This window comes from Rhizobacter sp., from assembly GCA_021153565.1.
GTDB lineage: Bacteria > Pseudomonadota > Gammaproteobacteria > Burkholderiales > Burkholderiaceae_C > Albitalea.
Map to the genome: position 1 here is coordinate 1 of JAJKJU010000185.1, position 24,944 is coordinate 24,944.

Consider the following 24,944-nt stretch of genomic DNA (forward strand, 5'->3'; position numbering starts at 1 on the left):
CTTTGAACACTGGGACCAACTCATCGCCTTCATGCTCGATGGCCTCACTCCAGCTCCCAAGAAACCACGCACAGGGTGATTTTCAAAATGAGAATTGCTGGCCCTGCAGCGCCTTCTCCACGTTCGCCCGCGTCAACGTTGGTGCGAACGCCTCCATGAATGCGTACACATAGCCGCGCAGCCAAGTCCCGCGCCGCACCGCCAGCCGCGTGAGATTCACTTCGAACAGCGACCCCGCGTCCAGCGCGCGCAAGGTCCGGTCGCGTTCCGCATCGAACGCGATCGACGCCACGATTCCGACCCCCATCCCCAGCTCGACATAGGTCTTGATCACGTCCGCGTCCATCGCCGTCAGCACCACGCTCGGCTTCAGGCCCTCGCGCTCAAACGCCTCGTCGATGTGCGTGCGGCCGGTGTATCCCGCGTCGTAGGTGATGATCGGAAACCGTGCGAGCTGCTGCAGTGTCAATGGGCCGTTCTGCTTGAACAGCTCATGCCCCGGAGGAGCCACCACACTGTGGGTCCAGCGGTAGCACGGCAGTGCGACCAATTGCTCGTAGTGAGCGAGCGCCTCGGTCGCGACACCGATGTCGGCCTCGCCTGAAATCAGCATCTCCGCGACCTGCTTGGGCGAGCCCTGATGCAGGTTCAAGGTGACCTGCGGATAGAGCTGGCGAAAGTCACGCACGACCGCAGGCAATGCATAGCGAGCCTGTGAGTGCGTCGCCGCGATGGACAGCCGGCCGCTCATCTGAGCACTGAACTCGGCCCCGGCGCGCCTCAGGTTGTCGGCGTCCAGCAAGAGGCGCTCGACGATGGGCAGCACGGTCTCGCCAGGCGGGGTCAAGCCCGTCAGGCGCTTGCCTGCCCGCACGAAGATTTCGATTCCCAGCTCGTCTTCCAGCTCGCGGATCTGACGGCTGATGCCGGGTTGCGAGGTATGCAGCACGGACGCCACCTCGGTGAGGTTGAAGCCGCACCGCACGGTTTCGCGCACGGAGCGCAATTGCTGGAAATTCATTGGGAGCCCGAGGTGCTTCGCTTGCGCGAATTTCGCATAAAAAGGGCTCGAATTCTGCGGAAAACGATGAAGCAGGGCAAGGATGGTTTGGTTTGATCGATAGGCAGCCGACGCATAACTGGCGGGACTCCCGCTGCGCATCGACGTCGACGACGCTTACGACACCAACTGCTTGCGCGCCCGATGCAGCCTCACGAAGAGGTTCTCTTCGCTGATCGCAAGCGTCTGGCACACGGCTTCGGTCGACTGGTCCTGGATCGCGCGCAGGTGCATCACATCGCGCAGACCCGCCGGCAACTGGTCGATGCGCTCCAGGGTGCGTGCGAGGAACTCTCGCTGTTCTGCGACTTCATCCGGCCGGGCGTGCGGGCATTCGATGGAAGCGACGCCGGCGTCCGGTCCATCATCGTCGGACATGGCGTCAAGGCTGTCGCAGGACGCACGCTGGCGCACCAGGTCGACAATCTTGTTCTTGAGCACGGCGGTCAGCCACGAGCGCACTGCGGCGCGTCCGGCGAAGGTCGCGCGGCCGGTCATCACCGCCTCGAACACGTCGTGCACCACATCCTCGGCCAGCATCGGATCGTGCAGCTTGCGCTGGGCGAAGCGCACGAGGTAGGCGCGGTGTGCGACCAAGTCGCTCCACGACAGGGCGCCGAGGGGGTTGTTCTCAATCAGCGCGGGGTGAAATGCGCTCTTCAAGGCGGTGGTGGCGCTGGCGTTCATCTCTAGGCTCCTGGTCTGCGATGAGTGAACTTTGGTCGCGCCACCTCGCACGCTCATCGCCGAACATCACAGGAAGATCACATTTGCGTAAGAAGCCGTCACCCGGCACGACAATCCCTGCATGCCCTCCACCATCCTCGTCGCCGAAGACCAGGTTGACATCCGCGACCTGATCGTCATGAACCTGCGCAATGCAGGCTATGAGGTTTCGGCCGTGGCCGACGGACTCGCGGCGCTGAACAGCCAGAACGAACAGGCCAGCGACCTGCTCATCCTCGACTTGATGATGCCGGGCATGGATGGGTTGGAGGTCTGCAAATCGCTGCGGGCGCGGGGGCGGAGCACGCCGATCCTCATGCTCACGGCCAAGTCGACTGAACTCGATCGTGTGCTGGGGCTGGAGCTCGGGGCCGACGACTACCTCACCAAGCCGTTCTCGCTCGCGGAACTGCTGGCGCGGGTGAAGGCGCTGCTGCGGCGTGCCGACTTGCTGCGCGCCGCGCAAGCCAACGCCGCAGCGCAGCCAAACACCCTTCGCAATGGCGACCTCGAGATTCTGCCGACCAAGCGGCAGGTTCGTTACCGCAGCGAGCTGCTGGACTTCACTGCGCTGGAGTTCGACCTGCTGCTGTACTTCGCCCAGCATCCAGGCCATGTGTTCTCGCGCGGGCAGTTGCTCAATGCCGTGTGGGGCTACACGCATGACGGCTATGAACACACGGTGACGACGCACATCAATCGGCTGCGGGCCAAGCTGGAGGCCGATCCGATGCGGCCCGAGCTGATCCTCACTGTGCGGGGCGCGGGGTACAAGATGCGGGAGGCGCCGAGGTGACGAATGGCGCGTCGAAGCGCGAACGGCATTCGCAGGCGCAACCCTGTGCATGCAGGCTGACCCTTCGACAGGACGGGGTACGCCTCCCGGCATCTCGTCGTCCCCACCCGTTTGCACCGTGACCGTCCGCTTCAAGATCGCCCTCACCATCCTCATCACCGGCGCCCTCACCGCGCTTGGCGTGATCGCGACCGTCCTCTTCGCTTTCCAGCGCTTCGAGCACGAAACCACGTACTACCGGGCCAACGCCTTCCTCGGCCGCGTCGTTGCCATGTACGACAACATGTTCGAGATGCACGAGCGGCATCCCGACGAATTCACCGGCTTTCTGCGCAACCTCGTGCTCTTCGAGCCGGACACGCAGCTCTACCTGCTGGATGCGCAAGGCACGGTGCTCTCTTTCACCGGCGAGGCGAAGCTGCCGCCCGGCTTCAAGGTCGATTTGCAGCCGGTGCGAAAGGCCGTGGGCGACCCGGCGATGCCCTACGTGATGGGCGACGACCCAGAACGCATGGACGCCAACGCCGTCATCGCCGCCAAGGTGGTGCGCCGCCCGGTGATCCGCAACGATGACGGGCCCGCCGGCTACCTCTACCTCGTTGCCCACCAGCGCACCTTGCCCGAAGGCCGATGGCAGGTGGTGGGCAGCAGCTTCGCCAAGCCCGCGATCGCGGCCATCGTTGGCGTGGTGGTGCTGTCGACCTTGCTCGCATGGTGGGTCATCGCGACCGTGACGAAGCCCCTGCGGCAGTTGAGCGACGCCGTGGCGGCGGTGTCGCGCGAAGGCCTGGATGGCGGCGCCACCGATCCCGGCATGGTGTCCTTGCCAAGTGCCCAGGCGGGCGACGAATTCGGCCAGCTCGCAGCGGGCTTTCGGGCCATGCTTGCCACCTTGCGCAAGCAGTGGGAAGCGCTTCGGCGTCTCGATCATTTCCGCCGCGAAGGCGTGAGCAACCTGTCGCACGACCTGCGCTCGCCGCTCACGGCAACGGCGGCATGCCTGGAAACGCTGGAGACCCGCTGGGCCCTCGAGCCGGCGCGCGAGGACGACCGGCGACTTGTGGAAATGGCGCTTCGCAACACCAACAACGCCGCCCGCCTCGTGCAGTCGCTGGGCGACCTGGCGCAACTCGACGAACCCGAGTTCAAGCTGCAGGCTGAAGTGCTGGACGCGGGCGAGTTGCTCGACGACATCGCGGTGCGATTCGGCGAACGCGCCGCCCAGCGGGGCGTGACGATCACAGCCGGACACGATGCACACGGCGAATCGCCCTTCGCCGCGCTCGACATCGAGCTTTTCGAGCGAGCGGTCGCCAACCTGGTTGACAACGCCCTCAAGTTCAGCCGCCAGGGCGACCGCATCGAACTCTCGGCGCGCGTGCAAAACGACCGTGTCTTGATCAGCGTCGCGGACACCGGTCCCGGCATACCCGCGTCCGACGTACCGCATCTGTTCGACCGCTTCTACCAAAGCCGCCAGAGCGTCGCCCCCGCCACAGGTGAAGGCGGCAAGGGCCTGGGCCTCGCCATCGTCAGGCGGATCGCCGAACTGCATGGCGGCGACGTGGTCGTCACGAGCGAATTGGGCGCAGGAACCAAAGTGGCGATTACTTTGCCACGCGCCCTGTGAAAGATCGAAGACAGACTGTTGCGGCCTGGCCGCGGCGCAGGGAAACCCCTGATTTCATCGCCAACCATCCGCGCCTAAAGTGCGATTTCTCGCGGCGAGCACCTGCTTGTGCCCGCGCATGGGCGGGGTTTGAGGAGACAAAATGACGCGGCCGGGGCGCAAGCCTACGCGCGCGAATGACGGCAGGGCTTTTGGCCGATGTCAGAATGAAAGGGCGCTGGATTTCCAGCGCCCTTTTTCATCGGGCCCCCGCAGGAATCGGTCCTGCTCATGTGTCCCCTGATGCTCGACCTTTTCACCGTCACCCTTGCTCTTTGCCGGGTTCATCGATGCGATCGTAGGCGGTGGCGGCCTGATCCTCGTCCCCGCTCTCTTCAGCGTGCTGCTCGGACACGCTCGAAATACTCTCAGCCTCTCATGTCGGGTTCCAGGGTGAAAAGGCGTCATTTGGCCGCAAAACCCGAACTGTGCCGCTTTGCGCAGTCAGTTCGTTGCACCTTCATTCCCCGTGCAGTCGTAGCATTGGATTTGAGTTCCTGCGCCCAGAAAGCCGACCATGCCCGTCGATCCCCAACTCCGTTCGTTGAACATCGATATCCCGGCCCAGCCTGATTCGCTGGTGAAGCTGTCGCTGCTGCTCGCAGACGAAGAAGTGAACATGCAGGCGCTGAGTTCGCTGGTGGAATCCGACATGGCGCTGGCCGCCGCGGTGTTGAAGGCTGTCAACTCATCGCTCTACGGTTTGTCGGGGCGCGTGCAGAGCGTGCAGCAGGCCATCACCTTCCTCGGCACTCGCGAGGTCGCGGCGGTGACCTTCGAGATGGGGCTGAAGGCCGTCTTTCCGGCAGCGCCGGAACTCGAGCCGCTGTGGGAACGTGCGGGCGTTCGGGGTTTGTTGATGGGCCGCATTGGCAACGTCTTGAACGTCGATCCATGGGCTGCACACTCTGCCGGACTGTTCGAAGAGTGCGGCAAAGCTGTTCTGTTCCGCCATTCGCCCGAGCGATATCGCCCGATGCTCAAGTCGTCGAAGGACGATGAGGAACTCCTGTTCCTCGAACACCAGGAATTCGGCGTCAGCCACGACGCGCTCGGCGCGGCACTCTGCGAAAGCTGGGGCCTCGCGCCCGCAGCGGTGCACAGCGTTCGCTATCACGTCACAGTCAACACCACCCGTGAGTTGCCGACACAGGTGCAACGCCGCGCCATCTGTGCGATCTCGGCCTTGGCCAACTCGCTGATGGTCGACCCCGAAACACTCGACGACGTCGCCCGAGCGGTGGCGCCACAGGCCGATCTTGACGTCTCGCTCGTCATGAGCGGCACGCGACGGGTGAAGGAGCAGATCGAGGCTGCCATTGCGCGCAACGCTGGCTGAAAGCCTGTGCGCACAACAGAATGTCACGCTCAAGCACCCGCCGTATCGAAACCGCGGAGTTCTCCGGGATGCCCCGATCCGGGACAATGGACGCATGACTCCCCCAACCAAGGCCCGCTTGCCGAGCTTCTCACTGGATGAATTTCGGGGGGCACTGGGCATGTTTGCTACCGGCGTGACCGTGGTAACCGGTCGCGATGCCAATGGCAAGCGCATCGGGCTCACCGCCAATTCCTTCAATTCCGTGTCGCTCAGCCCGCCGCTCGTGTTGTGGAGCCTGGCGCGCGTGGCCGGGTCGATGCCGGCGTTCTCGCGCGGGTCGCACTACGCGATCAACATCCTTGCGGCTGACCAGCGTGAACTTGCGGAGCGATTCGCGAGTAAGTCGGTCGACCGCTTCGCTGGCCTCGTACTGCGCGAAGGCAGCGGCGGCGCCCCGATCATCGAAGGCGCGGCCGCGGTCTTCGAATGCTTCAACCGCAGCCGCTACGAAGAAGGCGACCACGTCATCTTCGTCGGCGAAGTCGAGCGCTGCGAGCAGCGCGAAGGTGCCCAGCCGCTCATCTTCCACGGCGGGCGTTACTACACGGAACTGCCGCTGTAGCTTGTCAAATGTTCCCTGGCGCGCTTGCTTCGTCAATGTCGACGTACTGCCAGCACTGACGCCCGTAGAGTGGACGACGGTAGCCGATGAGCCAAGGCTGCGACAGGTCGGTGAGGTGCACGTTGTACTTGTGCGGAGCAAGTGCGGTCACGATGTTGAGCGCCTCGCGCAGCAGGGCAAGGCGCTGCGGTCCGTCGGGAAGAATCTGAATCTGTTCATACGCTTCGTCGAAGCGGGAAGCGACGCAGCCATGCTTACGTTCCGTGTCGTCCACATACGGTTGTGCGTCGTAGCGTGCTGCGGCATTTGCCATGACACATTCTGACGTTTTTGGTAACAAAGATTCACGTTCCGGTCACGCTTCGGTACTGAAGGGCCAGGAGACGGACACAGTTTGTCTCTCGGGAGGCACACACAACGTTGTCACGATGCAAACTTCGCTGGCACGGAAGCTGCGCTTGTGATGGCAAAGGCATCGACAGCAGTTGTCGAGGCACATCACACAGGATGTCGTTGAATGTTGCTGATAAAACGTCTGCGCCATAGCGCGGCTCCCCGCCAGGCTCGCCGTGCCGCGCCGTCCTGTCGCGGTGGTGCGTCTTCCCTCCTGCGACTGGCTCAGCCGGCCGCTCCTCGCTTCCCTTCGAGCCTGGACATCGAGAGCTGGATCAGCCGCGCGGCCAACGCGCTGCGCCTGCCCGAGATGCCCAATTTCGCACACAGCGAATTCACTGCTGGCTGAACCCGGAGTCGACCATGCTTCTCGCCTTTCTTTCACGCGCGCCCTCGGTCCTGTCGCGTGCATCGAGTGACCCGGTCCGTCGCATTGCGCCGGCCAACCTTGCGCCGACCGTGGGTCGCTCGTACCAAGTCCTCCAATCGAGAAGCGCGCCCGCGCAGCTCAGCCTGTTTCTGCGCCCCGGCGCATACGACGTCAAGTGAACGACTTGCTGTTCACTTGACGTCCAGGGGAGCGGGCAACCCGGGGTAGGAGAGAGCGAGTCCCCGGCTCCCTGTCCCGCTCCCCTTTTTTTTTAAGCTCAAACCTCAGAAACTTCCGGCGCCGGGGTCAGAAGCCTGAGTTCCAACTGTCGCGACGGGTTCAGCGAGCCGGTTCAGCGAACACCTCGGCCATCTGCCGAGTGCTACTTAAATAGTCACCCACTTGCAGCGCACCAAGGGCTCCGGGATGGGGCATGTCGGCGGGTGAACTCACAAGGTCCTGATGAGCTTTCCAGCGGCGAAGCCCGTTCCCGCGACTGCTCCCGCGGTCAATAGTGCACCGATTGCCTTGGACAGCGCGCCTTCCTCGCCCTTGTACGACGCCGCAATGGCTCGCAGTTTCGATGCAACAAAGGGCATGCCGCTCAGATCGAAGCACGTGACTTCGATCGACAGAACTCGTCCTGCTGCTTTGGACGCTCGTTTGATGGCGGAGATTCTGCCGACACCTTGCAGGCTGATGTAGCGGCCTTCGCAAGTCTTTGCGATTTGGATTTCCTCATCCGAAGGCATCAGCTTGTTGAGCATGTCCTGGGACACGACGTCGGCAATCTCACCTTTGCGAAGGGCGTTAGCCACAATCTCACTGCGCCTTTCCAGCTTGCGCTGGGCCGGACCGAATGCAATGGGGTGCAGTAATTGAATGTCGTCCGTGAAGGTGCGAACCACGGTCGGGTTCTGCATCGCACGCAGCGCCATCCTCGTCACCTTTGACGTAAGCACCATGCGCTGTTCTCGGGCACTGATCGAGATGGCCAGCAGGTTCGGCACCTTGTCCAGGTAGTGGTCGACCAGGCTGAAGCTGCCGGGAACCGTGACCTTCGTGCCGTGAGTCGGCTTCGAATCCAACTCCGTGGTTTTGACAGCTGGAGCTGGCAGTCGGCTCGGTGGAGGGAATGCAGTGGGCGATCCGATGGCCGTTCGAGACGGCAGCAACAGACGCAATCCGGCATCCGCGCTCCCGCGCGAAGCAGACTCAGCCGCCGCAATCGGGCTGACGCTCGCAGCAACGCCAGCGGTCGCGAGAGACGGATATCGGGGGTGTGTAACAGCGATGGATGGCAGCATGAACATAGTCTGCATGAGCATCTGTCAGTTTTTGGTGCCCGGGGCGAAGTCAGCGACGGAAAGACGAAAGTGACGCATGCGCACCGTGACGTGCCGCGGGCTCAAGGCCCTGCTGCTGTGCGCCTGTCCTCGGCATAGAGGATTCTTCGCTTGCTTATCCATGACCTTCTCGCAGGGTGGCAGGCGAAGGCCCGCGCGACTCCTGTCGAGGGAGATGTTTGTCGTCAGGCGCATCACAAGCCGATGATGTAATGCACCTTGCTCGTATCCGCCCCCTCGCCGTGTCCTCATCTCCTTCCAGCACAACCGATTCTCCGTGGTTCGCGCCACGCCGAGCGCTGACGCTACTCGCGCTGTGGCTGCTCGCCACTCTTGGACTGCGTCCGCTTCTTCTGCCCGACGAAGGCCGATATGCCAATGTTGCGCGCGACATGCTGCAAGGCGACGGACTCACCCCCTTGCTCAACGGTCTGCCCTTCTTCCACAAGCCGCCCTTGATGTACTGGCTCGACATGGCCGCGATGTCGGCGCTCGGGGTCAACCAGTTCACCGCGCGCATCGGGCCTTTCGTCGGGGCCTGGGTGATGGGCGCGGCGATTTTCCTGGCAGTGCGGCGCTGGCACGGCGCACGTGCGGCGGCCATGACGCTCATGGTGCTCGCGACCACGCCCTTCTTCTTTGTAGCCGGGCAATACGCCAATCTCGACATGCTTGTGGGCGGCATGTTGACGGCCACTGTCCTGGCCTTCGTGCGCGCGGCTGAAGTCGAGAGGCCGAGCTTGCAATGGATCGTGATCGCATGGGCCTTCACGGCCTTGTCGGTGCTCGCCAAGGGCTTGATCGGCATCGTGCTGCCGGCGATCGTGGTCGGACCGTGGCTGCTCGCGCAAGGTCGTTGGCGCACGGTGCTGCGGCTTCTGAATCCCGTGGGCATCGTCGTCTTTGCAGTTGTCGCGCTGCCTTGGTTCGTGCTGATGCAGCAGCGCTACCCGGGCTTCTTCGACTACTTCATCGTCGAGCAGCACTTTCGCCGCTTCGTGCAGACCAACTTCAACAACGCGCATCCCGGCTGGTTCTACGTGGTCCTGTTGCCCGCCCTGACCTTGCCGTGGAGCCTGTGGCTGCCACTTGCGCTTCGCGATGCGTGGCGCGAGCGCGCGGGGCCGCAGCGCTGGCAGTTCGCACTGTATGCATGGTGGATCGTCTCGATCGTGGGCTTCTTCTCGCTGCCGAGTTCGAAGCTCGTCGGCTATGTGCTTCCGGCGATCGCGCCATGGTGCCTGCTTCTGTCGCTCGCTGCGGCGTGCCTCGATCGGTGGTGGCGGTTGACTGTCGCTGTTGGCGTGGCCGCGTGCCTGGTTCCGGTGATCTACCTCGCTGTCAAGCCACCCCACTCGGCCAAGCCCGGGGCTGCCTTTCTGGCCGAGCACATCACGCCGGGCGATGACATCGTCTTCATCGACGAGGTGTTCTACGACTTGAGCTTTTATATGAATCTCCACCAGCCGCTGATCGTCGTGGCCGATTGGGCGAATCCCGACATCCCCAAGCGCGATAACTGGCGCAAGGAGTTGTACGACGCGGGGCGTTTCGATCCGACTCTGGCGCAGAAGGTCTTGTGGCCGATCGGGCGAATCGGCGAGCTGACTTGCCAAGGACGCGCGGTGTGGTTCGTGCTGCATCCGGCAAATGAGCCGCATCTCGCCGGCATCGCTGGCATCGAGACGATGTACGTCGACAAAGAACTCAAGCTCATCCGCGCGCCGGCGCGGCGTTGCTGAGCATGAGGCGCTTCATTCGCTACACGCTTGTCGGCGCTGTCGCGACCGCAGTGCACTACGCGCTACTTGCGATCGTCGTCGAGTGGGTGCATTGGCCCGCGTGGTGGGGGTCGGGCATCGGCGCGGTGGCGGGGGCGCAGGTGGCGTTCTTCGGCAATCGGGGGTTTACCTTTTCGCACGAAGGCGATGTGCTGCCGGCATGGCTCAAGTTCCAGGGGACGGCGATCGCCGGGGCCTTGCTGGGAATGCTGATCGTCGGCGTGGCGGTGAAGGTCGGCGTCCACTATCTCATCGGGCAAGTCATGGCGACGCTGGCGAGCCTCGTGCTCACTTTTGCCATTAACCGCGTCTGGACCTTCCGTCATGCAGGTTGAATTCGAGGCCGGTTGTTCATCGCCACTCCCGCTATCTCTGCCATCCCCGCCATCCCCATCCCCGTTCGGGCTGAGGTATCGAAGCCCCTCGATGGGTCAACCAATGTCCTTTCCAATGAGATCCCGACCGTTTGACGAGGGCTTCGATACCTCAGCCCGAACGGGGAGTTGTGGGTAGTAGAAAGAGGAAGAGAGAAGGGGTTGCCTTCTGACTACTAAATGCGTCGCCAAACGCGACCGATGTTGACCTTCGCCTCGAGCAAGTCATCCGCGAATGCATTGCTCGCGAAATATTCAGCCTCGACCACTCGCGCTCTCGCGATGGCGTCCCTCGCACCATCCGCCGCCCCTGGATGGCAGAACAACAGAGCCCCTTCGGAGGGTACCGATGCGAGCCATCCCTTCATCAGCTTCTTGTAGGCTGCCTCCGGCATGAAGTCATAGACCCCGACCAATGCCGGGTTGTGCGCGATGCCGCGCCTCGCCAATTCGCGCTGCAGCGCTTTGCCACCCGTGCCCGCGATCAATGCTCGCTTGATGCCGAAGCCTGGTCCGCTCACGCGGCCCGTGTTGCGAATGGCGGGTGCAGACGACGCAGGCCCCAGCGCGTCGATCACCAGTTCGCGAACTCCCGGCAGGTGATGCACATGCTGATGCCCATCCACGAAGGCCGGTGATCGTCCCACCGCTTCGACAAAGGCCGCATGCTGTGCCGCGAACTCGGCGGCGATGGCGGTCAGGGGCAGTCTGCGCAGATGCGCATTGGCGATCAGCCCCGGCAAGGCGGGCAGTTGCGGCCACACGCGCCGTAACTCGAGGCTCAAGGGCTCGCCTTCGCTCAGGTTGAAATGCAGCCCTACGTCGACGGCATTCGGCAGGTCCTTCAGCAGCCGAGCACTCGTGCGCCAATGGCTCGCGTTCGTGAGGCACGAGGTCGCGTTGACTCGCCCTGCGCGTGCGAGGCGTGCAATGACTTGCGACACCCCTGGCGACATGCCGAAATCATCTGCGCACACCGCCAACGTGCGCATGCCTTTCGAGCCCGGATCGCTCATGCCGTCCGGTCGGTGCGCGGCGTCAGGGCGCCCTTGCCCGCCGATGCGCCGATCACGTAGACCGGTCGCTGTTTCACCTCGTCGAAGATGCGGCCCACGTATTCGCCAAGGATGCCAATGGACATCAGTTGCACGCCGCTGAACAGCATCATCCCTGTGACGAGCGTGGCCCAGCCTGGAACATCGTGCCCATGCACGAAATGCTCGACGATGATCCAGGCCGCGAATCCGAGTGCACCGAGTGCAACGAACATCCCCACGGCGCTCCACAGGCGCAGGGGCAGGTTGCTGAACGCAGTCACGCCGGTGAATGCGAGCCGTGCCAGCGCCCTCAAGGAAAAGCTGCTCTGCCCCGCCATGCGTTCGGAGGGCAGGTAGTCAATGATTTCGGTCTTGAATCCGACCCACGCATACAGGCCCTTCATGAAGCGGTTGCGCTCGGGCAGCGCCTTCAAAGCGTCGACCACATTTCGGTCCATCAAGCGAAAGTCGCCCGCGTCGACCGGAATCTGCACCGACGGGTTGGCATTCACGAGCCGATAGAAAAGCCAGGTGCCTGCGCGCTTGGCCCACGATTCATCGGCGCGCGAAGAGCGTGCGGCGCACACCATGTCGGCCCCTTGGGCCCATGCGTCGAGCATGCGCGGCAGCAGCGTCACGGGGTGCTGGCCGTCGGCGTCCATCAACAGCACGACATCGCCCTCGGCATGGTCGATGCCTGCCGTGAGTGCCGCTTCCTTGCCGAAGTTGCGCGACAGGCGCAGGTAGCGCACGCCGGGCTGCACGAGGAAGGGCAGCATCACCTGTGCGGTGTTGTCGCGGCTGCCGTCGTCGACGACGATGAGTTCCCAGCGCTCGGTCAGTTCGGCAAGCTGGCGTGTGACGTCGGCCAGCACGACAGGCAGGTTCTCTGCCTCGTTGTACGCTGGCATGACGCAACTGATGGCGGGGCGGGGTGAGCGTGAAAGTTCGATCATGCGCGGGCACGGTGGCGGATGCGAGACTGTACGACGGTGCAAGACCACCTGCATGGGGTGACGATCGGTGGATGGACGCTGGTTCGACGGCGAGTTGTTCCTGAGTCATCCTCTGACCCGGGCCACGCTTTCCGATCGATGCGATGATTCGCCACATGTCGCTTGAAGCCATTGAAATCGAAACCGGCCCCGCGCCGTCCGCCTCCATCATCGTTCTGCACGGCCTCGGCGCCGACGGCAACGACTTCGTCCCCTTCGCCGACGAGATCGATCTGCGAAGCAAGGGTGACGTGCGATGGATCTTCCCCAACGCGCCTGCCATCCCCGTCACGATCAACGGCGGCTATGTCATGCGGGCCTGGTACGACATCCTTGCAGCCGACGTCGTGCGCCGCGAGGATGAAGCCGGCTTGAGGCGGTCCCTGGCGCAGGTGCAGGCGCTGATCGACCAGGAGCGAGCGCGCGGTATTCCTGCCAGTCGCATCGTGCTCGGAGGCTTCTCGCAAGGCTGCGCCATGACGCTGCTCGCAGGGCTGCGCTACCCGGAGCGCCTGGCGGGGCTGATCGGCATGTCAGGCTACCTGCCGCTGGCCGATACGTTGGCCGCGCAGCGCAGCCCGGCCAACGCCGACGTGCCCGTCTTCATGGCGCATGGCCGGGGCGATACCGTGATTCCCTTCGACCGCGCGGCCGCTTCGCGCGATGCGCTGGTGGCGCTTGAGTACCCGGTGGAGTGGCACGAGTACGCGATGCAGCACTCGGTGTGCCCGCAGGAGATCCATGACCTGCAGAAGTGGCTTCTTGGGGTTCTGTGAAGAGGTAAGGATTTGGCCCAAAACGGGAACTTGTTCCGGGCCAAATCCTGAATTTCGTACAAAGCCTGGGTTCACATTCACCACGATTCAAACACCGCCGACAGCCGCGAAACAGTGCTCCTGCGGTCCATTCCTTCGGGCTGGTAGCTGCTGTTACTCCGTTGTCGAGCGCGAATCGCGAACGTCCTGCCTGATCTGTGACGCGGTCGGCGGGTCGTAGCGCTGGTTGGGCCTGTCTGCGCGCGCGTACAAGGGCATGACGGCAGGCAAATTCGATTCGATCTGCTGGATCCGCTCAGAGCCCGCCGGGTGGGTTGACAGCCATTGCGGTGGTGCGCCCTTGCTGGCCTGTCCCATCTTCCGCCACAGCGTCACACCCGCACGCGGGTCGTAGCCGGCACGGGCGGCGAGGTCCAAGCCCACCTTGTCGGCTTCCGATTCATCGCCCCGGCTGAAGCGCAACGACAACAACTGGCCGCCGATGTTGGCGAGGTAGCGCCCGCCGTTGCCAAGGCCCAGCAGCGCCGCGCCAATCTCGATCGCGCCATTGGTGACTGCCGACTTTCCCATGCGTTCGCGGGCGTGCTCGCGCAAGGCGTGGGCCATCTCGTGGCCCATCACCATCGCGACTTCGTCGTCATTGAGCTTCAACTGGTCCAGGATGCCGTAATAGAAGGCAATCTTTCCGCCCGGCATGCAGAACGCGTTGATCTGTTTGCTGCCGATCAGGTTGACTTCCCATCGCCAGCCGGAAGCGCGCGGCGTGGAATGCAGATTGGGCGCCATCACATGCGGAATGAGTCGCCTTGCGATGGCGTTGAGACGAACCACCTGCGGATGCCCTTCGGGTGCAAGCGCCCGTTGCCGAGCAGCGTCCTGCAACAACTTGCGGTATTGCTGTTGTGCAGCGCTCTCGATCTGGTCGGCGGGAACCAAGCCGCTCAGCTGCGAGCGTTCGCCCACGTCCACGCCATCGGCGAGCGCCAATCCGGGCAAAGCAGCGACGGCACTTGCGCCAGCCAGCACGGCAGCGAAGCGTCGGCGTGAATGAAGCGCGCAGGAGCAGCCGAACGCGTGCAAGCCCAGCAAAGGATCGGGAAAGTAGTCAGTGTTCAGTTCGGTGTCGGAAATCATGGCTTGGGGCCTCGGATTCAGCAGCCTGGTACTGGTCTATCGATACAGTAACTATGGTGGTTGCCATCATGCCTTCAAGCGGCGAATGTGATGTTTTCAATCGTCGACAAGCGGTGCGTCGGGGTCCACTTCAAGTGCTCGAACCGGTTCCCGCAGCCACCACAGCATCACGAGTGCAGGCGCGGCCAATACCGTCGAAATCACGAAGAAGGTGGGCCAGCCGATCGACTCCGCGAGCACGCCCGCCAGCGGTCCGACCCAGACGCGGCCGACCGATGCAAAGGCCGACAGCAGCGCGTACTGTGTGGCGGTGAAGCGCTGGTTGCACAAGCTCATCAGGAAGGCGAGGAACGCCGCCGTTCCCATGCCTCCGGAAAGGTTCTCCGCAGCGATCACGAGCAGCAGGCCGCCGTCGACCGGCGTCGGTTGAGCAAGCTTGACGAAGCCCCAGTCGAAAGCCGGCAGCACCAGGCCGGGCATCAGGCCCTTGCCGTCGACCGCAAGCCACCAGAAGCCCAGGTTGCTCAGCATCTGCAAGATGCCGAAGATCAGCAGCGACCGCCAAAGCCCGAGGCGCAGCATCAGCACACCGCCGATCAGGGCGCCGGCAATCGACAGCCAGATGCCGACGATCTTGTTGACCACACCGACTTCTGCCATGCCGAAGCCCATGCCCTGCAGCAGGAAAGGTGTGAGCAGCGAACCGGCAAAGGCATCGCCGAGCTTGTAGAACACGATGAAGGCCAGAAAGGGCCACGCCCCCGTCTGCACGAAGTAGCTGCGCAACCCGCCGAGAAGGGTTTCGAAGCGTGCCTTCTGCGCGGCAAATGCGGCGAGCGGCAAGGTGAATCCGAGGCCCAGCATCAATGCGAGCAGGTCGATCCATTTCTTCTGCAGCGCCGGCGCCATCGTCGTGTGCGACAGCAGTGGCGACAGGATTGCCTCGGCGATCGGCGGGCTGAATCGCTCGCTCAGCAAGAAGCCGATACCCACGGCCACCACCACCGCGAAGAACCCGATGAGGTCTTGCCTCGCCACGCTGGTGGGCACTTCTTCGTGAGCGAGTCGTGGAAGGAACACGACAGTCACGACGGCAGCGCCCACCATCATCCAGCCCATGAACCGATAGATCTCCGGCCAGGTCCACGCGCCGCCCTGATTGGGGTCGGCCCAGATGAAGGCGATGCCGCCGGACAGGATCATCGCCATGCGATAGCCCATCACGTACAGCGACGAGCCGAGGCCGCGCTCCTTGGGTGCAAGCAGGTTGGTGCGGTAGGCGTCGACCACCACGTCCTGCGAGGCAGACACGAAGGCGAGCAGCGTGGCAAGCAGCGCAAACGTGTGCGTGGCGTGGCTGGGCGATGTGTTCGAAATCCACCACAGCACCGCTGCGAGGATCAATTGCGTGAGCACCACCCAGCCGCGCCGCCGCCCGAGCCAGGGCAGCTCGAAGCGATCCATCAGCGGCGCCCATAGGAATTTGAAGGTGTAGGGCAGCCCGACGATGCTCAGGAGGCCGATGGTCGCGATGCCCACGCCTTCGGCCGTGAGCCAGGCCTGCATGGCCTGCCCTGTGAGCGCGAGAGGAAGGCCCGACGCGAAGCCGAGCAGGGTGACGACGACCAGCCGGTGCAGCGCAGCCAGATCAAAGCGGGAGGCGGGCGCAGCATGCGAGGCGGGAACAGTCATGCGGCCATTCTAGGGACCGCTCGAGACGACGACGAGCCCTGCCACAGGACGAGCCCGTGCTCGTCCGCCCAGCGTTCGGCCGCCGCCCGGTACTTGTCTTCCATCGGCAAACGCCTGAGCTTGAGCGTAGGCGTGAGCATGCCGTTTTCAATGGTCCAGAGGTCGGTGGTCAGCACGAGCTTGGCAAGCCGCTCGTGCGATTCGAGCTGCAGGTTCACGTTCTTCATGAGCTCGTTCATCGCGGCCTCGACGGCATTGCGCGGTTGCGCCTTGCCCACGTCCGACAGCACCGCGATTGCCACCGGTTGCGGCATGCCGTTGCCCATCACGCACACCTGCTCGATCATGGCGCTTTCCATCAGCAGGCTCTCGATGAGTGCGGGGGACACGAACTTGCCCATGCCGGTCTTGAACTGCTCGCGCACGCGACCCACGATCTGCAAGGAACCGTCGGATGCGATCTTGCCCAGGTCGCCGCTGCGGTAGAAACCGTCGGCGGTGATGACTTCCTCGGTCTTCTCGGCCTCGCGGTAGTAGCCGTCCATGAGGGCGGGGGTGCGGACCAGCACCTCGCCGGCCGCGCCGCCATTCAAGGCGCCATCACCGAGCTTGATCTCCACCGTGTCGTAGGGCTTGCCCACGCTGCCTGCACGCGCGCCGCCACGGGCGGTGGTCGTGCCCTGGCCGAAGGTCTCGGTCATGCCGTAGACCTCGTGGATGTTGATGCCCAGCCGCGTGTACCAGTCGAGCAGCGAAGGCGAGATGGGCGCCGCGCCGCTCGCGATCACGCGCGCCTTGGCCAGGCCCAGCGCCTTGCGGATCTTCTTTCGCACGATGCCCGAGATGATCGGGATGCCCAGCAGCCGATCGAGCTTGTGCTGAGGCATCTTCGCGAGCACGCCCATCTGGAAGCGCGTCCAAAGCCGCGGCACTGCGAAGAAGGCGGTGGGCTGCGCGATCTGCAGGTCTGCGGCGAAGGTGTCGAGAGACTCGACAAAGTAGAGCGTCATGCCTGAGTAGAGGCTGCCCATTTCAACCAGTGCGCGTTCGGCCACGTGCGACATCGGCAGGTAGGAAAGGTAGCGATCCTTGCCGTCGAAATGGAAGAGCCGAAGGCCGGCGCTGATGGCGGCTTCGATGTGCCGAAACCGCGTTACCACGCCTTTCGGAGTGCCCGTCGTGCCCGATGTGTACATGATGCTCGCAATGCCGTCGATCTTCGGAAGACGGTCGAGCGCGATCGGCTGATGCGCCTTGACGACCTCGTCCCAATCGTCGCCCTGCAGCCGGTGCGGATAAGGGAAGCTGATGCGAGGCAGGTTCGCAGGCAGGGCTTCTTTGGCCCGTTCAGGCTCGTCGAGTTTGCCGATGAAGACCATCACCGCACCGCTGTGATCAAGCACGTAGCGTGTCGTCTCGGCCGACTGGTTCTGATAGAGCGGCACGCTGATGTGCCCCGCCATCATGATCGCGAGATCGGCCATCACCCAGTGGGCGCAGTTCTTCGACATGATCGCAATGCGGCTACCCACGGGGAAATTGTTCGCCGCGATCGCCCCGGCCATGCGGCGCACTTCATCGAGCGTTTGCGCCCAGGTCCAGGTGCGCCATTGCCGGTTGATGGGCTGCTGCATGTAGACCGCATCCGGACGTTCTCGGGTCCGCGCGATCAATGCGTCGATGGGTGTGAGTTGTTGCGTTGTCGGCATAGTGCCTCCAGGCTTGAGATTGCCGCAGTGTCGTATTGCCTGGATGTCCCGTCGATCAGGATGTTTTTGGGGTGACCTTTTGGACTGCCATTACCGCGAGCGCTCTCATGCCGACAAGTCAAGAGGGGCTGGCCTACAGCGAGAAGTCGTAGTCGATCACCAGGGGCGCATGGTCCGAAAACCGCTGCTCGAGGTAGATGTGTTCCTTCTTCGCCGTCGCTGCGATGGCTGGCGTCGCCAAATGGTAGTCCAGCCGCCACCCCACATTCTTCGCCCAGGCCTGCCCGCGGTTGCTCCACCACGTGTACTGCTCCGGGTGCGGGTTGAGTCTGCGGAACACGTCCACCAGCCCGATCTCTTCGAGCGCATGCGTCATCCACGCCCGCTCCTCGGGCAGGAAGCCGCTGTTCTTCTGATTGCTCTTCCAGTTCTTGAGGTCGATTTCCTTGTGTGCGATGTTCACGTCGCCCACGAGGATGAACTCGCGCTCGGCCTTCATGCGAATGAGGTGCGGCGCCATCAAGGCCAGGAAGCGGAACTTGGCCTGTTGCCGATGTTCACCGCTTGATCCGCTAGGAAAGTAGCAGCTGATGATGCTCAGCTTGCGCCCGGGCGTGTCGAATTGCATCTCGATGTAGCGACCCTCGGCGTCGAACTCGTCATTGCCGATGCCTGAGATGATCTGGCTCGGCTCCTTGCGGCTGTAGAGCCCCACGCCCGAATAGCCCTTCTTCTCAGCACAGTGGAAATGCCCCCTCATGCCCGCGACGTGGTCGAAGCGTCCTTCGATGTCGCAGACCTGCGCCTTGATCTCCTGCACCCCCATACAATCGGCCGAGAGTCCCTCCGCGAAGGGCACGAAGCCCTTGTTGGCTGCCGAGCGGATACCGTTCAAATTCAACGTGACAAGACGGAACACTAGCAATGTCCTCAATGAGTGCGGCTGCCCCGAATGACAACCTCGCACAGGACTTCGTGGCGTTTTCCGTCCAGACTGGCGTGTTGAGATTCGGGGAATTCAAGACCAAGGCCGGGCGGTTGTCGCCCTACTTCTTCAACTCCGGTCTCTTCGATGACGGCGCCAAGCTGGCGCGCCTGTCGGAATTTTATGCCCGGCGTCTGCTTGCCTCGGGTGTACCCTTCGACATGCTTTTCGGGCCGGCCTACAAGGGCATCACCTTGGCCGCAGGTGCCGGCATGGTGCTGGCGGGACTGGGCAAGAACGTGCCCTTTTGCCACAACCGCAAGGAAGCCAAGGCCCACGGTGAAGGCGGGTTGATGGTCGGCGCGCCGCTCAAGGGCCGCGTGGTCATCATCGACGACGTCATCACCGACGGCGCCTCCAAGCGCGAATCGGTAGAAATGATCACATCCGCCGGCGCCGAGCCCGCCGCCGTGCTGATTGCCATGGATCGCATGGAACGCGGCGGTCGCGATGACAACCTCTCCGACCGATCTGCCGTTGAAGACTTTCAGAGCCAATACGGCATTCCCGTCATTTCTATCGCAAGCCTGACGGATCTCATGCAATATTTGCGCTCCAACGACGACCCTGAGCTGAGAAACCATTTCGCAGCCGTGGCCTCGTACCGTGAACGATACGGAGTGTGAATGGTTCAGCGCTGTGGTTTGAAGAAGTCGCAGGGGGTCGGCCGCGGCGCCCGGGTGTGCATTGCCGGCTGCCTGCTTGCCGCGGGCGGCGTCTGGGCGGCGCCCATCTACACCTGCACCGACGCAAACGGCAAGAAGCTCACGTCCGACCGGCCGATTACCGAATGCTCGACGCGCGACCAGCGGGTGCTGAATCCGGACGGCTCGGTCAAGCATGTGCTGCCGCCCACGCCGACCGCGGATGAACGGGCGGAGCAGGAGCAGCGTGATCGCGAGGCTGCGGCGGAACGCGCCCAGCAGCAAGATGCCGCCCGCCGCGACCGCAACCTGATGGTTCGATTTCCGAATGAAGCAGCACACAACAAGGCGCGCGCCGCCGCGCTCGACGGCGTTCGCACGGCTGTGCAACTGTCCGAAAAGCGCATTGCCGACCTTGCCGTCGACCGCAAGCCCCTGATCAATGAGGCCGAGTTCTACCAGGGCAAGCAGTTGCCCTTGAAGCTCAAGCAGCAACTCGACGCAAACGACGCGGCCACCGACGCACAGCGTTCGCTGGTCCAGAACCAGCAGTCGGAAATCGGGCGGATCAACTCGCTGTTTGACTTGGAGCTGGCGCGATTGAAGAAGCTGTGGGCCGGAGCGCCAGCCGGGTCAATGGGGGCGATTCCTGGAGTGCCGGCGGCATCGGGCGTTAAAAAAGCCGCAAAGTGAATTGGGCCGGGTGAAACCGGGAATGCGCCTGTTTCAAAGACTTCCCGGGTTGCACTGACTACCCTGCCAATACCTACCCGAGCTTCTTCTTCAACAGATCGTTCACTTGCGCCGGATTCGCCTTGCCTTTGGTGGCCTTCATCGCTTGACCCACAAGCGAGTTGAACGCCTTTTCCTTGCCGGCGCGGAACTCTTCCACCGACTTGGCGTTGGCCGCCAACACCTCATCGAGGATGCGCTCTAGCTCGCCGGTGTCGCTCATCTGTTTGAGACCCTTGGCCTCTATGACGGCGTCCACGTCCTGACCTTCGCATGTCCACAGCGCATCGAGTACCTGCTTCGCGCCGTTGTTCGAGATCGTGCTGTCAGCGATGCGTGAGATCAGTGTCGCCAAGGTCGCTGCAGACACCGGGCTCGCATCCAACTCGCGTCCTTCTGCATTAAGCCGGCGCGACACCTCACCCATCAACCAGTTGGCTGCGAGCTTGGGTTGTCCGCAGGCCTTGGCGACGGCCTCGAAGAAGTCGCCGAAGGCCTTGCTCTGCGTCATCATCGACGCATCGTATTCCGGCAGGCCGTAGTCCTTCTGGAAGCGTGCGGCCATGACACGCGGCAGCTCCGGCATCTTGGCGCGAACCTCGTCGATCCACGATTGCGCGATGACGAGCGGCGGCAGGTCAGGGTCGGGGAAGTAGCGATAGTCTTGCGCGTCCTCCTTCAACCGCATGGCGCGCGTCTCGCCGGTGTCGGGGTTGAACAGCACGGTCGCTTGTTCGACCTTGCCGCCGTCTTCGATCAAGTCGATCTGCCATTGGATTTCGTAGTCGATCGCCTGCTGCAGGAATTTGAAGCTGTTCAGGTTTTTGATCTCGCGCCGCGTGCCATAGGGCGCCCCGGGCTTGCGTACCGACACGTTGGCATCGCAGCGGAAGGAGCCTTCCTGCATGTTCCCGTCGCAGATTTCGATCCACTTTACAAGTTCGTGCAGCGTCTTCGCATACTCGACCGCTTCCGCGCTCGAGCGCATGTCAGGCTCGGAGACGATCTCGAGCAGTGGCGTACCCGCGCGGTTCAAGTCGATGCCGGTCAGTCCCGCGTAGTCCTCATGCAAAGACTTGCCCGCATCTTCCTCGAGGTGGGCACGCGTCAGGTTCACCTTCCGACTTTCCGATTGCCCTGAGCCTGTCGCCACAAAGAACTCGATCTTGCCGCCCTGCACCACCGGTGTTTCATATTGGCTGATCTGATAGCCCTTGGGTAGGTCGGGATAGAAGTAGTTCTTGCGCGCGAAGATCGAATGGTTCGCCACCTTCGCGTCGACCGCGAGGCCGAAGCGAATGGCTCGCTCGACCGCACCGCGGTTCATCACCGGCAAGGTTCCCGGCAACGCCAGGTCCACGGGCGATGCCTGCGTGTTCGGCTCTGCGCCGAAGGCCGTGGGCGACCCGCTGAAGATCTTCGATTGGGTCGAGAGTTGGGCGTGCGTTTCGAGGCCGATGACGACCTCGTAGCCGCGGATCAGTTTATTGATGCTCATCGAGTCAAATCCCTTCCGGCGCGCGCGAATGCCAGTCGGTCGCCAGCTGGAAGGCGTGCGCGGCATGCAGCAGCGCCCCTTCCTGGAAGTAGTTGCCGATCAGCTGCAAGCCCACCGGCATGCCACCCTCGCCGAAGCCGGCGGGCAAGCTCATGCCCGGCAAGCCGGCGAGGCTCGCAGGCAGCGTGAAGATGTCTGCGAGGTAGTTCGCCACCGGGTCGTCGCCCTTGTCGCCGAGCTTCCATGCCACCGTGGGCGCTACAGGGCCGGCGATCACGTCGCATTTTATGAAGCAGGCCTGGAAGTCGTCGGCAATCATGCGACGCAGCTTCTGCGCCTGCAGGTAGTAGGCGTCGTAATAGCCGTGCGAGAGCACATAGGTGCCAATCATGATGCGGCGCTTCACCTCGGGGCCGAAGCCCTCGGCGCGCGACTTCTTGTACATGTCGAGCAGGTCGCCATGCCTCTTCGCGCGGTGGCCGAAGCGCACGCCGTCGAAGCGGCTCAGGTTCGACGAGGCTTCCGCCGGGGCAATGATGTAGTAGACAGGAATCGACAGCTCAGTGCGAGGCAGGCTCACGTCGACGAGCGTCGCGCCGAGCTTTTCGAATTCAGCCAGGGCCCCACGGACTGCGCCGTTGACGTCGGTCGCCAGGGCTGCCGGGAAAAACTCCTTGGGCAGGCCGACACGCAGGCCCTTCAGCGGCTGCGCGGCGGTCGCGCCCTCGCGCGGGCTGAGCATTGCCGAATGAAAGTCCTGTGGCGGGCGCTGTGCACTCGTTGCATCGCGCTCGTCGAAGCCGCTCATCGCCGACAACAGCAGCGAGCAGTCTTCGGCGCTGCGGGCAAGGGGGCCCGCCTGGTCGAGGCTGGACGCGAAGGCAATCATCCCGTAGCGAGAGCACACGCCGTAGGTCGGCTTGATGCCGGTGATACCCGAGAAGCTGGCCGGCTGGCGGATTGAGCCGCCGGTGTCGGTGCCAGTGGTGGCCGGCACCATTCGGGCCGCGACCGCGACCGCCGAGCCGCCCGAAGAACCGCCCGGAACGCGGGACGTGTCCCACGGGTTCTTCGAGAACCCGAAGGCTGAGTTCTCATTGCTCGAGCCCATCGCGAACTCGTCGCAGTTGAGCTTGCCCAGCGTCACCGTGCCGGCTTGCGCGAGCTTGTTCACGACGGTCGCATCGAAGGGGCTGCGATAGCCCTCCAGCATTTTCGATCCGGCGGTCGTGGGCAGATCGCGGGTGACGAAGATGTCCTTGTGTGCAAGTGGCACGCCCAAGAGCATGCCGATTTCCCCGCCGGAGCGACGCTGGTCCGCCGCGTGCGCCTGGGCCACCGCGGCCTCGCCATCTACTGACAACCAGGCACCCAGATGTTCGTGAGTCGCAACCCGCGCGAGCAGATGTTTCGTGATTTCGGTGCTGGAAACCTGTTTTGAGCCCAGCGCGCGACCCAGTTCGGCCACGCCCATGTCGTGTAGCGGCTTCATTCGATGACCTTCGGCACGAGGAACAAGCCGTCTTCCACAAGGGGCGCGCTGCGCTGATTCAGGTCGCGCTGGTTGCCCTCGGTCACGACGTCGTCACGAAGCCGCAGGGCGACCTCGCTCACAGCGGAAAGCGGCGTATACAGGGGCTCGACGCCGCTCGTGTCCACCGAGCTCATCTGCTCGACGATGGAAAAGAAATCGTTGAGCTGGACAAGCATTGCGGCCTGTTCGGCCGGCTGCAATTCGAGCCGGGCGAGGTGGGCGATGCGGGTCACGTCCTCGGGGATCAATGCCATGGGTTTACGTTTGTATTGGACCCTTGCAAAGGGTCGGAATCCAGGGGGGGATCGGGTATTATCTTCGGTTAATCCACAACACGCCGGTTGTGGGTGCACAAGCCGACGGTGACCCCATGGATGGCTCGAAGGTCCGTGCGGCTTGCCGGCAAGTGCGAATCCAGTTTTCGTTTGTGTTGCCCAAGCCGGCCCGCTCGGCCCGCCGGCTTGACCAACACAATCATCGTCCCCAACACGAATTCCCATGCGCGCAGCAGGCCGCGTGCAGCCAGTCGCTCACACCCTGCTGACCCGCAAAAGAACGCCCGCCAAAAAACACCATGTTCGGATCCTTTCGTCGCTACTTCTCGACGGACCTCGCCATCGACCTCGGCACTGCCAATACGCTGATTTACGTCCGCGGCAAAGGCATCGTGCTCGATGAGCCCTCCGTCGTCGCCATCCGCCACGAAGGCGGCCCCAACGGCAAGAAAACCATCCAGGCGGTTGGCGCCGAGGCCAAGGCCATGCTGGGCAAGGTGCCCGGCAACATCGAGGCCATCCGCCCGATGAAAGACGGCGTGATCGCCGACTTCACCGTCACCGAGCAGATGCTCAAGCAGTTCATCAAGATGGTTCATCCGCGCTCGGTGCTGAAGCCCAGCCCCCGGATCATCATCTGCGTGCCCTGCGGCTCGACCAAGGTCGAGCGGCGGGCAATTCGCGAATCGGCGCTGGGTGCGGGCGCGTCAGAGGTCTACCTGATCGAGGAGCCCATGGCGGCGGCGATTGGCGCCGGCTTGCCCGTGAGTGAAGCGTCCGGGTCCATGGTCGTGGACATCGGCGGCGGCACGACCGAAGTCGGCGTCATCTCGCTGGGTGGCATGGTCTACAAGGGCTCGGTGCGCGTCGGAGGCGACAAGTTCGACGAAGCCGTCATCAACTACATCCGACGCAATTACGGCATGCTGATCGGCGAGCCCACTGCCGAGTCCATCAAGAAAAGCATCGGCAGCGCCTTCCCGGGTTCCGAGGTCAAGGAAATGGAAGTCAAGGGCCGCAACCTCTCTGAAGGCGTGCCGCGCAGCTTCACGATTTCAAGCAATGAAATCCTCGAAGCGCTGACCGACCCGCTCAACCAGATCGTGTCGAGCGTCAAAAACGCGCTGGAGCAGACGCCGCCTGAATTGGGCGCCGACATTGCAGAACGGGGCATGATGCTCACCGGCGGCGGCGCGCTGCTTCGCGATCTCGACCGATTGCTCGCGGAAGAAACTGGCTTGCCAGTGCTCGTGGCAGAAGACCCGCTGACCTGTGTGGTACGTGGTTGCGGCATGGCGCTTGAGCGCATGGAGCGCCTGGGTGCCATCTTCACCTCGGAGTAGGTGTGGAACTGTCGAGGTCGGCTGCGAGTCCGAGCGCCGGACCGCCCCGAGCCGAGCTCGATTCTCCAGGAAGATCGGCCGCGGTATGCCGCGGCCGAGGAGCTGACATCCCTATTTCAAACAGACCCAAGA

Annotated in this window: 26 protein-coding genes; 12 read left to right on the forward strand and 14 right to left on the reverse strand. The window is 63.3% G+C overall.

Translation table 11 applies throughout. From position 1 onward, the window contains the following. Nucleotides 1–82: 82 nt before the first annotated feature. Together AC30NL_RS11630 and AC30NL_RS11635 are read right to left on the reverse strand one after the other, a co-directional pair. A complete protein-coding gene (locus AC30NL_RS11630) occupies nt 83–1,021 on the reverse strand; it encodes a CysB family HTH-type transcriptional regulator (RefSeq protein WP_489464161.1) in 939 nt (312 codons plus the stop codon). Nucleotides 1,022–1,177: 156 nt separating this feature from the next. Continuing rightward, nucleotides 1,178–1,747 carry a sigma-70 family RNA polymerase sigma factor gene (locus tag AC30NL_RS11635; RefSeq protein WP_489464162.1) on the reverse strand — a complete coding sequence of 190 codons (570 nt, stop codon included), beginning with the start codon at nt 1,745–1,747 and terminating at the stop codon, nt 1,178–1,180. Between the two features lie 121 nt (nt 1,748–1,868). On the opposite strand from AC30NL_RS11635, the gene AC30NL_RS11640 reads away from it, so the two are divergent. Both AC30NL_RS11640 and AC30NL_RS11645 read left to right on the forward strand, forming a co-directional pair. Continuing rightward, nucleotides 1,869–2,582, forward strand: coding sequence for a response regulator (locus AC30NL_RS11640; protein ID WP_489464163.1), 714 nt, complete (start codon nt 1,869–1,871; stop codon nt 2,580–2,582). A gap of 118 nt (nt 2,583–2,700) precedes the next feature. Then, complete coding sequence (locus AC30NL_RS11645) at nt 2,701–4,212, forward strand: HAMP domain-containing sensor histidine kinase (protein ID WP_489464164.1); 1,512 nt, start codon at nt 2,701–2,703, stop codon at nt 4,210–4,212. A 201-nt stretch (nt 4,213–4,413) separates the two neighbouring features. Here the strand turns inward: AC30NL_RS11645 and AC30NL_RS11650 are convergent, their stop codons facing one another. Continuing rightward, nucleotides 4,414–4,539: a hypothetical protein gene (locus tag AC30NL_RS11650; RefSeq protein ID WP_489464165.1), complete on the reverse strand. Its 126-nt coding sequence runs from the start codon at nt 4,537–4,539 to the stop codon at nt 4,414–4,416. A gap of 229 nt (nt 4,540–4,768) precedes the next feature. On the opposite strand from AC30NL_RS11650, the gene AC30NL_RS11655 reads away from it, so the two are divergent. Together AC30NL_RS11655 and AC30NL_RS11660 are read left to right on the forward strand one after the other, a co-directional pair. Then, nucleotides 4,769–5,590 carry an HDOD domain-containing protein gene (locus tag AC30NL_RS11655; RefSeq protein WP_489464166.1) on the forward strand — a complete coding sequence of 274 codons (822 nt, stop codon included), beginning with the start codon at nt 4,769–4,771 and terminating at the stop codon, nt 5,588–5,590. Nucleotides 5,591–5,684: 94 nt separating this feature from the next. Further along, entirely contained in the window at nt 5,685–6,194 is a 510-nt protein-coding gene (locus AC30NL_RS11660) for a flavin reductase family protein (RefSeq protein WP_489464167.1), read from the forward strand. 4 nt (nt 6,195–6,198) lie between these two features. Here the strand turns inward: AC30NL_RS11660 and AC30NL_RS11665 are convergent, their stop codons facing one another. After that, on the reverse strand, nt 6,199–6,507 hold the full coding sequence (locus tag AC30NL_RS11665) for a hypothetical protein (RefSeq protein ID WP_489464168.1): 309 nt from the start codon (nt 6,505–6,507) through the stop codon (nt 6,199–6,201). A 204-nt stretch (nt 6,508–6,711) separates the two neighbouring features. Here AC30NL_RS11665 and AC30NL_RS11670 point away from each other — a divergent pair, with 204 nt between their 5' ends. Next, complete coding sequence (locus tag AC30NL_RS11670; RefSeq protein ID WP_489464169.1) at nt 6,712–6,936, forward strand: hypothetical protein; 225 nt, start codon at nt 6,712–6,714, stop codon at nt 6,934–6,936. A 14-nt stretch (nt 6,937–6,950) separates the two neighbouring features. Continuing rightward, nucleotides 6,951–7,136, forward strand: a complete 186-nt coding sequence (locus AC30NL_RS11675) for a hypothetical protein (protein ID WP_489464170.1) — start codon at nt 6,951–6,953, stop codon at nt 7,134–7,136. Nucleotides 7,137–7,406: 270 nt separating this feature from the next. On the opposite strand, the gene AC30NL_RS11680 is transcribed toward AC30NL_RS11675, so the two are convergent. Then, entirely contained in the window at nt 7,407–8,045 is a 639-nt protein-coding gene (locus AC30NL_RS11680; protein ID WP_489464171.1) for a hypothetical protein, read from the reverse strand. 500 nt (nt 8,046–8,545) lie between these two features. On the opposite strand from AC30NL_RS11680, the gene AC30NL_RS11685 reads away from it, so the two are divergent. Further along, on the forward strand, nt 8,546–10,045 hold the full coding sequence (locus tag AC30NL_RS11685) for a glycosyltransferase family 39 protein (protein ID WP_489464172.1): 1,500 nt from the start codon (nt 8,546–8,548) through the stop codon (nt 10,043–10,045). Nucleotides 10,046–10,047: 2 nt separating this feature from the next. Further along, on the forward strand, nt 10,048–10,419 hold the full coding sequence (locus AC30NL_RS11690) for a GtrA family protein (RefSeq protein ID WP_489464173.1): 372 nt from the start codon (nt 10,048–10,050) through the stop codon (nt 10,417–10,419). Between the two features lie 215 nt (nt 10,420–10,634). Here AC30NL_RS11690 and AC30NL_RS11695 read toward each other — a convergent pair whose 3' ends face one another. Further along, entirely contained in the window at nt 10,635–11,474 is an 840-nt protein-coding gene (locus AC30NL_RS11695; protein ID WP_489464174.1) for a ChbG/HpnK family deacetylase, read from the reverse strand. After that, on the reverse strand, nt 11,471–12,406 hold the full coding sequence (locus AC30NL_RS11700; RefSeq protein WP_489464175.1) for a glycosyltransferase family 2 protein: 936 nt from the start codon (nt 12,404–12,406) through the stop codon (nt 11,471–11,473). Before AC30NL_RS11700 ends, AC30NL_RS11695 begins: the two co-directional genes overlap by 4 nt. A gap of 200 nt (nt 12,407–12,606) precedes the next feature. On the opposite strand from AC30NL_RS11700, the gene AC30NL_RS11705 reads away from it, so the two are divergent. Beyond that, complete coding sequence (locus AC30NL_RS11705; RefSeq protein WP_489464176.1) at nt 12,607–13,266, forward strand: alpha/beta hydrolase; 660 nt, start codon at nt 12,607–12,609, stop codon at nt 13,264–13,266. A gap of 153 nt (nt 13,267–13,419) precedes the next feature. Here the strand turns inward: AC30NL_RS11705 and AC30NL_RS11710 are convergent, their stop codons facing one another. The 4 genes from AC30NL_RS11710 to AC30NL_RS11725 all read right to left on the reverse strand — a co-directional run bounded on the left by AC30NL_RS11710 (nt 13,420) and on the right by AC30NL_RS11725 (nt 18,720). After that, complete coding sequence (locus AC30NL_RS11710; RefSeq protein WP_489464177.1) at nt 13,420–14,400, reverse strand: M48 family metallopeptidase; 981 nt, start codon at nt 14,398–14,400, stop codon at nt 13,420–13,422. 96 nt (nt 14,401–14,496) lie between these two features. Beyond that, the gene (locus tag AC30NL_RS11715) at nt 14,497–16,092 is read right to left on the reverse strand and encodes an AmpG family muropeptide MFS transporter (RefSeq protein ID WP_489464178.1); all 1,596 of its coding nucleotides are present in this window, start codon (nt 16,090–16,092) and stop codon (nt 14,497–14,499) included. Further along, nucleotides 16,089–17,801, reverse strand: coding sequence for an AMP-binding protein (locus tag AC30NL_RS11720; protein ID WP_489464179.1), 1,713 nt, complete (start codon nt 17,799–17,801; stop codon nt 16,089–16,091). The genes AC30NL_RS11715 and AC30NL_RS11720 overlap by 4 nt, the downstream gene beginning before the upstream one ends. 133 nt (nt 17,802–17,934) lie before the next feature. Continuing rightward, nucleotides 17,935–18,720 (reverse strand): exodeoxyribonuclease III, encoded by a 786-nt coding sequence (locus AC30NL_RS11725; RefSeq protein WP_489464180.1) that lies wholly within the window; start codon nt 18,718–18,720, stop codon nt 17,935–17,937. Between the two features lie 14 nt (nt 18,721–18,734). Here AC30NL_RS11725 and pyrE point away from each other — a divergent pair, with 14 nt between their 5' ends. Continuing rightward, a complete protein-coding gene (gene pyrE / locus AC30NL_RS11730; protein ID WP_489464190.1) occupies nt 18,735–19,412 on the forward strand; it encodes an orotate phosphoribosyltransferase in 678 nt (225 codons plus the stop codon). Further along, nucleotides 19,413–20,123, forward strand: coding sequence for a DUF4124 domain-containing protein (locus tag AC30NL_RS11735; RefSeq protein WP_489464181.1), 711 nt, complete (start codon nt 19,413–19,415; stop codon nt 20,121–20,123). Between the two features lie 73 nt (nt 20,124–20,196). Here the strand turns inward: AC30NL_RS11735 and gatB are convergent, their stop codons facing one another. Genes gatB through gatC form a run of 3 tightly spaced genes read right to left on the reverse strand, consistent with a single transcriptional unit; the run spans nt 20,197 to nt 23,448 of the window. Continuing rightward, on the reverse strand, nt 20,197–21,660 hold the full coding sequence (gene gatB, locus AC30NL_RS11740) for an Asp-tRNA(Asn)/Glu-tRNA(Gln) amidotransferase subunit GatB (RefSeq protein WP_489464182.1): 1,464 nt from the start codon (nt 21,658–21,660) through the stop codon (nt 20,197–20,199). 4 nt (nt 21,661–21,664) lie between these two features. Continuing rightward, a complete protein-coding gene (gene gatA, locus AC30NL_RS11745; protein ID WP_489464183.1) occupies nt 21,665–23,152 on the reverse strand; it encodes an Asp-tRNA(Asn)/Glu-tRNA(Gln) amidotransferase subunit GatA in 1,488 nt (495 codons plus the stop codon). Next, a complete protein-coding gene (gatC, locus tag AC30NL_RS11750; RefSeq protein WP_489464184.1) occupies nt 23,149–23,448 on the reverse strand; it encodes an Asp-tRNA(Asn)/Glu-tRNA(Gln) amidotransferase subunit GatC in 300 nt (99 codons plus the stop codon). Before gatC ends, gatA begins: the two co-directional genes overlap by 4 nt. Before the next feature lie 320 nt (nt 23,449–23,768). Between gatC and AC30NL_RS11755 the strand changes: the two genes are divergently transcribed. Beyond that, a complete protein-coding gene (locus AC30NL_RS11755) occupies nt 23,769–24,812 on the forward strand; it encodes a rod shape-determining protein (RefSeq protein ID WP_489464185.1) in 1,044 nt (347 codons plus the stop codon). Nucleotides 24,813–24,944 lie beyond the last annotated feature (132 nt).